The organism is Candidatus Chloroploca mongolica (genome assembly GCF_004762035.2).
GTDB classification, from domain to species: domain Bacteria; phylum Chloroflexota; class Chloroflexia; order Chloroflexales; family Chloroflexaceae; genus Chloroploca; species Chloroploca mongolica.
Genome location: NZ_SIJK02000007.1, coordinates 1 through 11,688, shown reverse-complemented (window position 1 = coordinate 11,688; position 11,688 = coordinate 1). Strand labels below are relative to the sequence as shown.

At 60.3% G+C, this 11,688-nt stretch carries 8 protein-coding genes; all 8 read left to right on the top strand.

The annotated features are described in order from the left end of the window. The first annotated feature begins 56 nt into the window (after positions 1-56). The 8 genes from EYB53_RS05575 to EYB53_RS05540 all read left to right on the top strand — a co-directional run bounded on the left by EYB53_RS05575 (position 57) and on the right by EYB53_RS05540 (position 11,207). A complete protein-coding gene (locus EYB53_RS05575) occupies positions 57-1,295 on the top strand; it encodes a DUF445 domain-containing protein (protein ID WP_135477227.1) in 1,239 nt (412 codons plus the stop codon). Positions 1,296-1,487: 192 nt separating this feature from the next. Then, positions 1,488-2,762, top strand: a complete 1,275-nt coding sequence (locus tag EYB53_RS05570) for a cystathionine gamma-synthase family protein (RefSeq protein WP_135477226.1) — start codon at positions 1,488-1,490, stop codon at positions 2,760-2,762. Between the two features lie 255 nt (positions 2,763-3,017). Then, entirely contained in the window at positions 3,018-4,331 is a 1,314-nt protein-coding gene (locus EYB53_RS26370; protein ID WP_135477225.1) for a glycosyltransferase family protein, read from the top strand. Further along, on the top strand, positions 4,321-5,568 hold the full coding sequence (locus tag EYB53_RS05560; RefSeq protein ID WP_135477224.1) for a glycosyltransferase: 1,248 nt from the start codon (positions 4,321-4,323) through the stop codon (positions 5,566-5,568). Before EYB53_RS26370 ends, EYB53_RS05560 begins: the two co-directional genes overlap by 11 nt. Next, positions 5,559-6,731: a glycosyltransferase family 4 protein gene (locus EYB53_RS05555; protein ID WP_135477223.1), complete on the top strand. Its 1,173-nt coding sequence runs from the start codon at positions 5,559-5,561 to the stop codon at positions 6,729-6,731. The genes EYB53_RS05560 and EYB53_RS05555 overlap by 10 nt, the downstream gene beginning before the upstream one ends. Further along, entirely contained in the window at positions 6,724-8,733 is a 2,010-nt protein-coding gene (locus EYB53_RS05550; protein ID WP_205712585.1) for an ABC transporter ATP-binding protein, read from the top strand. Before EYB53_RS05555 ends, EYB53_RS05550 begins: the two co-directional genes overlap by 8 nt. Next, entirely contained in the window at positions 8,717-10,057 is a 1,341-nt protein-coding gene (locus tag EYB53_RS05545; protein ID WP_167857275.1) for an aminoglycoside phosphotransferase family protein, read from the top strand. The genes EYB53_RS05550 and EYB53_RS05545 overlap by 17 nt, the downstream gene beginning before the upstream one ends. After that, positions 10,047-11,207 carry an aminoglycoside phosphotransferase family protein gene (locus EYB53_RS05540; RefSeq protein WP_167857274.1) on the top strand — a complete coding sequence of 387 codons (1,161 nt, stop codon included), beginning with the start codon at positions 10,047-10,049 and terminating at the stop codon, positions 11,205-11,207. Before EYB53_RS05545 ends, EYB53_RS05540 begins: the two co-directional genes overlap by 11 nt. The last annotated feature ends 481 nt before the right edge of the window (positions 11,208-11,688 follow it).

The window sequence follows — 11,688 nt, the reverse complement described above, 5'->3', positions numbered from 1 at the left end:
AGATGAACCTTGTTGAATGAGACCAACCCTGGTTTGAGTGAGAAATAGACAGAGCTATGGATGAAGCTCAACGCGCACTTGCTCTGCGCAAGATGCAACGCATTGCCACCGGCTTGCTCATTGCGATGAGCATCCTTTTCGTAATCACGTCGATCTACCGCGAGATGGCCCCGTGGATTGGCTTTGTGCGCGCTTTTGCCGAAGCGGCGATGATTGGGGCGATTGCTGACTGGTTTGCGGTGACGGCCCTCTTTCGTCACCCGCTTGGCATTCCCATTCCGCATACCGCCATCGTTCCACGACGCAAAGAGCGCATTGCCGAGAGTTTCGGTCGGTTTATCGAGCGCAACTTTCTTGATCCTGACAAAATCGCTTTACGGCTGCGGCGACAGAATGTTGCCAGTCGGCTGGCGCGCTGGTTGCGTCAGCCCGAGCGGAGTAACCAGCTTGCTGATCTGGCCGCCGAGAGTCTGACCGGATTGCTGCGGGTGGCAAATGATGACGAAGTCGGTGCCGCCATCCAACGCACCCTCAGTGATCGTGTTGCCGGGGTTCCGGTGACGCCAATGATTGCGCAACTGCTTGGGGTGGTTGTGGTCGAACAGCGCCAGCGCGATGTCTTGCTGCAACTTGCCCGGGTCTTGACCCAGTGGGTGGAAGCGAATCAGGAGGCAATCCGCAAACGCATTGCCGGCGAATTGCCAGCGTGGATGCCGCGCATTGTTGACCAGAAGATCTACGAGCGCCTGCTCGATAGCGTTCGTCGGACACTGGCTGAATTGAGCGAAGATCCTGACCATCCTCTCTATACGCAGTTTACCCAGACGCTCGACCGCTGGATTGTCGATCTCCAGTATGACCCTGAGGTGCGTGCGCGCGGGGAAGCGTTAAAACAAGAGTTGCTGCAACATCCGATGTTTCGTGATGTGGCAAGCAAGCTCTGGCAAGATATGAAGGCGAGCCTGTTGACCCAGAGCACTATGGCTGGATCGCCCCTGCGCGAGTCGATTGCGCGCGGCCTCGCGAACCTTGGTGATGTGCTGGAAAACGATCCTGAATGGAGTGCTCGGATTGATGGATGGACTGAAGATTTGTCGCGCTATATTGTTCAGCGGTACGGTCGTACTGCCGGTGAATTTGTCACCCAGACGGTCAATGCCTGGGAGACCGAGGAAGTGACGCGGAAAATCGAGCTTCAATTCGGACGAGATCTTCAGTTTATTCGCATTAACGGGACGATTGTGGGGGGGCTGGTTGGGATCGTGATTTATACACTCTCACTCTGGTTGTTGTAGCGCTGTTGGCTGAGCGCCAGCCTTTGCTAATTCACATCTAGGGCTACGCTGAAAATGGGGGAACCAAGTTCCCCCATTTTCAGCGTAGCCCTACTTCACCTCTCCCTGACTTGAAAAGCAGCGCAGGTACGCGTACTATGAGATCGAACACAGGGCGTTGAGGCCCTGTGCTAGCCGCAAGGAGGCAGCAGGATGGCTGAACGTAAACCGGAGGGGTATCTTGAGGGACGCCCGTTGCACCCCGAGAGTCTGATGATGAGTTATGGCTACAAGCCAGCGCTCTCACAGGGTGCCGTGAAGTGTCCAATTTTTCAGACGTCGACCTTTGTGTTTAAGACGGCTGAGGAGGGCAAATCGTTTTTTGAACTGGCGTATGGCTTGCGTCGTCAGCGACCCGATGAAGAGATGGGCTTAATCTATAGTCGCTTGAATAATCCTGATCTTGAGATCCTTGAAGATCGCCTGACGCTCTGGGATGATGCTGAGGATGCGGCGACGTTTGCCAGTGGCATGGCGGCCATCAGTACGACGTTGCTCTCTTTTCTTCGCCCGGGCGATGTGCTTCTCCATAGTGAGCCGGTCTATGGGGGCACCGATTTTCTGCTGAAGCATGTGTTGCCGCAGTTTGAGATTCGGGTGGTTGGTTTTGCCGCCGGGGCACCTCCCGAGGAAGCCGAGATGCGGTTGCGCCAGCTTGGTCTGGCCGACCGTCTCAAGATGATCCTGATCGAGACGCCCGCGAACCCGACCAATGCGCTGGTGGATATCGCGGCGTATGCGGCCTTTGCGCAGCGGCTCGGGGGCAATCAGCGTGTGATTACGGCGGTCGACAATACCTTTCTCGGCCCGCTCTGGCAACAGCCGCTCACGCACGGGGCCGATCTCGTGCTCTATTCGGCGACCAAGTATATTGGCGGCCATAGCGATGTGATTGCCGGTGTCTGTCTTGGTTCCAAGGAATTGATGACCCAGGTCAAGCTGATGCGGACCATTATGGGCACGATGGCTGGGCCGCAGACGGGCTGGCTCTTGATGCGTAGCCTGGAGACCCTGAAATTGCGGATGACGGCGCAGATGAAGACGGCGCGCCATGTGGCGGCTTTTCTTAGTGAACATCCCGCTGTCGAGCGGGTGCATTATCTGGGCTGTCTGAAGCCTGGCGATCCGCAATACGAGGTATTCCAGCGTCAGTGCAGTGGGCCTGGCGGCATGATCTCGTTTGAGGTCAAGGGCGGCGAACGTGAAGCATTTCGCGTGCTTGATGAGCTCAAACTCTTCCATTTGGCAGTCAGCCTCGGTGGTACCGAGTCGCTCGCCGAGCATCCCGCCACGATGACGCACGCCGATGTTGATCCTGAAGAGCGCATCGAAATGGGCATCACCCCGGCGATGATCCGACTCTCGATTGGCGTCGAAAATCCCGAGGATTTGATCGATGATCTGAAGCTGGCCCTTGATCTGATCTGAGGCCAGGTGTGAGGGCTTCGCCCTCATGCATCACGCCCGCACAAGGACATGCGCCCGATCAGCGAAGCTGATCGGGCGCATGTCCTTGTGCGGGCTTTTTCATCCATCCTCCACGCTTACGTGATCCGTGGCGCAGAGGATGTATTTTTTGCTGTTCGGGTTCCTCTGTTGGGGCATACCACCTGATCAAAGCCCATGTCCAGTGCCATTGCTCACACCTTCTTCGCCACTGGGTAACAATGTGAGGAGGCCCATGTGATTGATAGGCATGCTCATCTGCTCAATGCGAGCAATCCGCTGATCCTTCAGCCGTACCTTGAGCCGGGCTATGTTCCAACAGAGTGGCTCACCAGTGCAACGCGTCCTCGCCGGATTGTGCTCTACTCGCACGATACCCAGGGGCTCGGCCACATGCGCCGTAATCTGTTGCTTGCACGAGCACTGCTGCGTCTGACGCCGCGCCCCAATATTTTGTTGATTGGTGGGGCGCGTGAAATGGGGGCGTTTGCGATCCCTGAGGGCATTGATTGCCTGACGTTGCCGGCTCTGCACAAAGAGTCGGATGGGTTGTATCGGCCCCGTTCGCTTTCTATTTCGTTGCGACGGATGCTTGACATGCGGGCCAGTTCGATCAAAGCGGCGGTCGCTTCGTATGATCCCGATCTGTTGCTGACCGATAAAGTGCCGCTGGGGGCGTTTGGCGAATTGCGACCGACGCTCGATTGGCTGCGCGAGCGCAAGAAGGCGCGTTGCGTGCTTGGCTTGCGTGAGATTCTCGATGAGCCGACCGTTGCCCGCCGCGAGTGGGCGGTTGAGGGTAATAATGCCGCCGTCGAAACTTATTATGACCAGGTCTGGATCTATGGCGATCGACGCATCGCTGATCCTGTCCGTGAATATGGCTTCAGTGCTGAGGTCGCAGCCAGGCTGATCTATACCGGCTATCTCAATCGGGCCGCCTTTCTTGATGATGATCCGCAGGCGGAAGCGGCGCTATGCGCGAAGATCGACTTGCCCGAAGATGCACGTATGGCGCTCTGTTGTGTTGGCGGCGGTCAGGATGGTTTTGCGCTGGCCCGCTCTTTCGCCAGGGCGGCTTTGCCCGAGGGCATGGTTGGGGTCATCCTGACCGGGCCGTTGATGGCCGCTAGCGAGCAAGCTGCCTTACAGCAGATGGTCGCCGAGCGCCCCTGGTTGCGTCTGGTGACGTTTCTAGAGGAACCAACGCCGTTGATGCGACGTGCTGATGCGGTGATCGCAATGGCTGGCTATAACACGGTCTGCGAAATCCTGACGCTTGCTCGCCGTGCGTTGCTGGTGCCACGGGTGGCCCCCCGCCGTGAGCAGTTGATCCGGGCGCAACGCCTGCGCGATCTGGGGTTGGTTGATATGCTGCATCCTCGCCGTCTCTCGGCAACTGCGCTCGCAACTTGGCTTGCCCGTACGCCCGATCCTGAACAAAAACCGCGCCTCCAACTCGACATGGGCGCGCTGGATCGGGTCGCCGAATTAGTGCAAACGCTGGCCTTTCGCCAGTTTGACATAAAGGAGAGCCCCTGTGCTGATTGAATCTGCGCCACGCATTGGGTATGTGTTGAAAGTGTATCCGCGTTTTTCCGAGACCTTTATTGTGAGCGAGATCCTGGCGCACGAGGCTGCCGGTACCGAGCTTGAGATTTTTGCGTTGCGCCCTCCCACCGAGGGGCGCTTTCACGAACAGTTGGCGCGTGTGCGTGCACCAGTGACTTATCTGCCGTCGCAGGGGTTGCGGGCCAGTGATTTTTGGGCGCAGGTGCGCCGTGCCGCAGCAGGCGATCCGCTCTTTTGGGAGCGTTTTGCCCCCGCGCAAAACGAAGATCTTGTCGATGTGGCGCAGGCGCTTGCTCTGGCTGACCTGGTGCGCGAGCGCGGGTTGACCCATCTGCACGCCCATTTTGCCAGTTCTGCCACGACGGTCGCCCGCCTGGCGGCTCGTCTCGCTGGGATTAGCTATAGCTTTACGGCGCATGCCAAAGATCTCTACCACGAGTCGGTTGATGCGACGCAGATGCGGCATAAGTTGGCCGATGCGTCGGCGGTCGTCACGGTGAGTGACTACAATGTCGCCTACTTGCAGACCCAATTTGGTGAGGCGGCGGCGGGGGTGCGCCGGATTTACAATGGCCTCGAACTTGCGTGCTTCCCGTTCCAGGCTCCGATGGGCCGGCCACAGCAGATCATTGCGGTCGGACGTCTGGTCGAGAAAAAGGGCTTTGATGTGCTGATTGATGCGTGTGCGCTGTTGCGCGATCAGGGCCGCACGTTTACCTGCCTGATTGTTGGCACGGGCGATCAGCAGGTGGCCCTGGCGCAGCAGATTACCCGTCTCAACCTGGATGCTCAGGTGCGCCTGGTGGGGCCGCGCCCTCAGAGCGAGGTGGTTGATCTGGTGCAGCGTGGGTCGGTCTTTGCGGCCCCGTGTGTGGTCGGGAACGACGGCAATCGCGATGGTCTGCCAACGGTGCTGCTTGAGGCGATGGCGCTTGGTACGCCGTGTGTTGCTACTGATGTGACCGGTATTCCTGAACTGATCGAACACGGCGTGACTGGTCTGCTTGTACCCCAACGCGATCCAGGGTCGCTCGCGGCTAGCCTTGCCGCACTGCTTGACGACGAAGCGCTACGCGTTGACCTTGCGCTCGCGGCGCGCCAGCGCATTGAGCAGATGTTTGATAGTGCCCGGAATAGTGAGGCCCTGCGGATGTTGTTTGCCGAGGCGTCGGAGTGTGCGCCATTGCGTATGAAGGAGGTATCGCGATGCGCGTAGCCTATGTCTGTGCTGATCCCGGGGTGCCCGTCTTTGGCACGAAAGGTTCGTCGGTGCATGTCCAGGCAGTCATACGTGCCTTGCTCCGCCGTGGTCTCAAGGTTACGCTCTTTGCCAGTCGTTTTGATGGACCATTACCAGCCGATCTGGCGGCAGTGACGTGCGTTCCGTTGCCTCTTCCGCCAAAGGGCGCTACGCGCATCCGTGAAGCCGCGCTGCTCGCCGCGAATGAAGATCTGGCCGCTGCGTTGGAGCGCTCAGGGCCGTTTGATCTGGTCTATGAGCGCTATAGCCTCTGGAGCTATGCTGCTATGGGGTATGCGCAGCGCACGGGTGTGCCAGGTTTGCTTGAGGTCAATGCTCCCCTCATTGACGAGCAGATCCGGCACCGCGAGTTGATCAATCGTGCCGGAGCGATGCAGGTTGCCCAACGGCTGTTTCGTACGGCAACGGCGCTGCTTGCCGTTTCTCAAGAGGTGGCCGCGTATCTGCGTACATTTGCCAACGAGACGTCGATTGTTGTCGTGCCCAACGGGGTTGATCCCGACCGTTTTCCGGTTAGGCCCCGCTCTGCGTCGCATCCGACCTATACCGTCGGCTTTGTTGGCACGTTGAAACCGTGGCATGGCCTGGAGGTATTGCTGGCTGCTTTTATCCAACTGCACCAGCGCCTGCCCTCTGCGCGCCTGCTGCTTGTTGGCGATGGCCCGGAACGGGACAAACTGGAAGCTCAGGTCAACGCCTCCGGCCTTGCCCCGGTTGTCGAGTTCACCGGGGCTGTCTCGCCCGAGGCGATTCCTGGTTTGCTGGCGCGTATGGATGTGGCGACTGCGCCGTACCCTTCGCGTGAGCGCTGCTACTTTTCGCCCCTCAAACTCTTTGAGTATATGGCCGCTGGTCTGCCCGTTGTTGCCAGCCAGGTTGGGCAGGTGGCCGACATCCTTACCCATGGCGAGACTGGTCTGCTCTGTCCGCCGGGTGATCCTGAGGCACTGATGCATGCGCTGGTCGCGTTGCACGACAGCCCTGCGCTACGGGTCAAGCTTGGTGCAGCCGGACGGCACTTGGTGCTCGGTCAGTACACCTGGGATGCCGTCGCCGGGCGTATTCTCGCGATTGCCCAGGGGCAACTGGTAGCGCAGGAGTGGGCCAGTTATGCGTAATGTCGCTCAGCATCCCCGTGTACAGGCCGTCATCGAACGATGCTCAACGCTGCGGCAGCATATAGAATCGCGTGTCGCCGCGCTACTCGCGCAGCTTCTGGTGATCTGGGCGCGTTTTGTGGCGACCGGCCAGCAACGGGTGCAACGCCTCGGGCTCGATTCCCGTGTTGCGATGATGCAAGCCCATACCGCCAATGGCGTGCGGCTTGTCCGTCGCTTCCAGCCCTATCTGCGCCCTCAGGCACCCTTGATTGCCGGCGGTAGTCTTGCCCTGCTTGGTGAGATTGCGATGCGCTTGCTGGAACCCTGGCCGCTCAAGTTGCTGGTGGACTATGTGTTGGTTCCGCAGGTGACCGGTCTGGCCGCGCGTCCGTTGCAACTCGATCCGCCGCTGCTCATCGCGGTGGCTGCATTGATGGTGCTTGTTGTCGCGGGTAGCCGTGCGCTGCTGGCCTATCTCAGCACGGTTGCGCTTGCCCTGGCCGGAAACCGCGTGATGATCGAATTGCGGGCCGATCTCTACCGTCACATCCAGCGGCTCTCGTTGAGTTATCACAGCAAAGCGCGCACGGGCGATCTGATCAATCGGCTCACCGGGGATATTGGCCGCCTCCAGGAGGTCACGGTGACGGCGATGCTGCCTTTGACGGCGAATCTGCTCACGCTGGTTGGCATGCTCGCCGTGATGCTCTGGATGAATGTGCAATTGGCGTTGCTTGCTCTCATGGTAATTCCGATCTTTTTGCTTACAATGAATCGTATGGGCAAGCAGATCCGCACGGTTGCCCGCGAAGAGCGCAAGCGCGAAGGGGCGCTGGCGGCCTCGGCTGCCGAGACGCTGGGGGCGATCAAAGTTGTGCAGGCGCTGGGGCTTGAACCGCTGCTTGAACGGGCCTTTGCGCGGCATAACCAGAAGAGCCTGAGCGAAGGAGTGCGTGGACGCCGTCTCGCCGCTGGCTTAGAGCGTCGGGTGGATGGTCTGGTTGCGCTGGGTACGGCGCTGGTGCTCTGGTACGGCGCTACCCTTGTATTGCGTGGCGATATGCTGCTGGGCGACTTGCTGGTCTTTACGGCCTATCTGAAGAGTGCCTTCAAGCCAATGCGCGATCTGTCGAAGTATGCCGGACGCATTGCCAAAGCGAGCGCCTCGGGCGAACGTGTTCTTGAAGTGCTCGACACTACCCCCGAAATACGCGATCTGCCTGGTGCAGCGCCCGCGCCACGGCTGCGCGGGGAGGTCACGTTTGACCAGGTAAGCTTTGCCTATACCCCGGGCACGCCGGTGCTCCACGATCTTTGCCTCACCATTGCGCCGGGAACACGCGTGGCGCTGGTCGGCCCTTCAGGTGGTGGCAAAAGTACGCTGGCGAGTCTGCTCTTACGGTTTTATACCCCCACCGCAGGGCGTCTGCTGATTGATGGGCGCGATGTGCGCGCCTATACCCTGGCCTCGCTCCGCCGCCAGATGGCCGTCGTCTTGCAAGAGAGCGTCCTTTTTGCGACCAGTGTCCGTGAGAACATCGCTTATGGCGCACCGGGTGCTTCTTTTGACGAGGTGATCGCAGCGGCGAAACTCGCCAATGCTCACGAGTTTATTCTGCAATTGCCGCAGGGCTACGCGACGATCCTTGGCGAGCGTGGCGCGACGCTTTCGGGGGGCCAGCGCCAACGCATTGCGATTGCCCGTGCGGCTATTCGTCGTGCGCCGATCATTCTCCTCGATGAGCCAACCACTGGTCTCGATCAGGCCAACGAACGCGCCGTGAGTGAGGCACTCGAACAGCTGACGATGGGGCGTACCACGTTTATGATTGCGCACGACCTGCGGACCGTCGAGCACGTCGATCTGATTCTCTATATGGAAGGTGGCGAGGTGCGCGAACGCGGAACCCATGCCGATCTGCTCGCTGCTGACGGCAACTATGCGGCGTTGTACCGTATGCAACGCGAAGAACGGCTTCATTCTACAAGCGAGGAGCAGAGGTATGTTATCGTCCGCTGATGCGGCGCTGGCACGGCGCGATCCGGCGCTTCCTGGTCTGGTTCACTTGCTTGACCCCGAGGCTTTTGGGGCCTTGCTTCGTGGGGCGCTTCCGACGCTCGCCATTGGTGCGATCGAACCGCGCTACATCCGCTACAAGCCAGGTACCAACTGCCTGGTTGGCTATCGCATCGGTCTTCCTGAAGGCCCAACCATGGTCTATGCCTGTACCTATGCCCCTTCAGGCCGTGCCAAACTTGCCCGTGCATCCCAACTGGCCGCTCAACCGGGGGCGCTCGGCGTTGGCGGGCTTGTTTTTGACGAAGAGCAGATTGCGCTCTATAGCTGGCCGCACGATCAGGCCTTGCCCTTCCTGGCGCACCTGACCAACCCGTCCAACCGGGCGTCTCTGTTGAAGCAGTTCTGCCCAGCGCGTGAAGATCTTCACCAGGCCGCTCTGGTGCATTTACGCTACCGCCCCGAACGCCGTTATGTTGGGCGGCTCGTTGGAGCTGCCGGGGGTGACGCGCTGCTCAAGCTCTATGCGGCCAATGATTATCATCTGGCGCACAAGGCCGCCGGGGCTTTCCAGAGCGAAGGGCCCCTTGCGATTGTGCCGCCATGCGGGGCGAGCGATCACGTGCGTGGCCTCATCTTCCCGTGGCGTCCCGATGAGCCACTCGATACGCTCGTGCGTGATGAACGCGACGATCTTCGTGCAGTTCGTCTTGCGGGGGCAGCGCTGGCAACCCTGCATCGCCAGCCAGCCCCCAGGCTGCCGCAGACAGTCCTGGCAACGCCCTTCGTGGCGCTTGACGCGAATGCGCGCACGTTGCTCGCCCTCTGTCCTGAGCTTCAGCCGCAGATCGGGCGCCTCTGCCAGGTCTTTGCCGCGCAACTGCCGCAGAGTCTTCGCCATCCGCAGCCACTGCATGGCGACTTTTATGCCGATCAGATCCTGATTGATCCCGAGCGACGCACGGCGACGCTGCTTGACCTCGACAATGCCCACTGGGGCGATCCGGCTGCCGATCTCGGCAATTTTGCGGCGCACCTGCAGCGTCAGGTCGCTCTTGGCCGCATGCCAGGCGACCGGGCGGCCATGCTCACCGAGGTTCTTTGCGCAGGCTACGCCGAAGTTGCGCTTCCGCCGAGTCACCAGCGCATCAGCCTCTACACAGCCCTGGGCCTGCTGCGGCTTGCCCCTGAACCCTTTCGTTATCGCGAACCAGACTGGCCGGTGCGCATTCACGCCATCGTTGCCACGGCTGAAGCGATCCTTGCGCGTGTGTTTGTTGCCCAAACGACGCCATACCAGATCAAAGAGGATGCCTATGTCGGCTAACCCTATCGCGAACCTTGCTACCCTGACCGTGCCATACGACCTTGCGGCACATGCTGGCCTTGCCGAGCGCACGCTGCATCTACGGCGCGCCTGGCCGCGTTCGTCTGAGCATCTTTTGTTGGAGTATGAAGCCCCCGGTAGCGGCATGATCGTTCCTGCTCAATGGCATGCCCTGGCCCCGTCTGCCGAGTCGCTGCCTCAGGGGACGAAGGCGGAAAATACGGTGACAATGCACTCAGGCACGACCGGGGGCCGCATCAGCTTGCATCTACACGGGGCCGATCGCCGTCTTGTTGGCTTAGCCGCGCTGGTACGACAACCGGGCGCACGCCTGTTTGTGCATCAACCCGAGCGACGCGCCGTCGTCCGCCTCGTCGAAGCAGAGCGCCCCGTCTTTGCGCGGGTCGTCAGGCCTGCCCGCACCGCGAACCTGGCGGCAATCGGTGAGGCTGTGGCGAACCTGCGCCCACGCCATTTCGCCACCCCGCGCCTGCTCAGCGTCGACGAAGCAAACGGCATTATGCGCTGGCAAGCGCTGCCCGGCGTCGCTCTTCACCAACTTGCTGGCGGGGTTGCCCTTGAAGCCGGGGCACACGCGGCAGGGCGAGCCTTGCGCGAATGGCATGCAACCCCACCACCGACTGCCGTTCAGCCCCATCGCCCCGACGACGAATGGCAGATGCTCGAGCGCTGGCTTGCTCTAACCGCTACCTATATGCCCGCGCTGGCTGCTCAGATTGCTCCGCTTGCCGACAGAGTCGCCGACGCATTGACCGCAACATGTGGCCCAATGACGATGATACACCGCGATTTTTACGACAAGCAGATCTTGATTCATAACCATAATCAGATCGGCCTGCTCGACTTTGACACCATCGCCTCTGGCGAACCAGCGCTGGATCTCGCCAACGTCCTCGTTCACCTCGAACTGCGCGCCTATCAGGGCTTGCTCAGCCCGACGCATGCCCGGCATGCCCAGACAGCGCTGCTAACAGGTTACGCCCCAGACGCGGCAACCCAAGCACGTCTCACAGCCTACGCCAACGCCACCCGGCTCCGCCTTGCCTGCGTCTACAGCCTACGCCCGCGCTGGCACGCCTGCGTCACCGCATTGTGCCAACAAATCGAGGCTGGCACAACGCGCTTGTAGCATAGAGCGAGGCCGGCAAGCCTCTTAGGCTTTTCAGGCAGCCTCTCATCCCAATAGCTTGCAAATAAGCTCACGCGAAGGCGCGAAGGGTTCGCTCACCGACGCGAAAACCTTTGCGCCTTTGCGTCAAACCAACCTTTGCGCCTTTGCGCCTTTGCGTCAAACCAACCTTTGCGCCTTTGCGCCTTTGCGTCAAAAAAACGCCTTCTTTGCAAGGCAGTGCCGCAATCCAAAATCTGCCATCTGAAATGCTATAACACTCCGTTCGGAATGACATGGCTGGCGTTGGCCCCCCCGCTGCGCGCCCTTGCCACCCCAAGGCATTCTCCTTGTCACTCCGCTGCGCCCGCCCTGTCACCCCGAGTACCAAGTGGCCCGCGGGCCAGTGGTGCCGAGAGCAACCAGTGTGTTGCACCGGCCCGCCCATGTCACCCCGAACGGAGTGAGATACGGTAATGTTTGTCAAGTCCCTCCTCTTCGC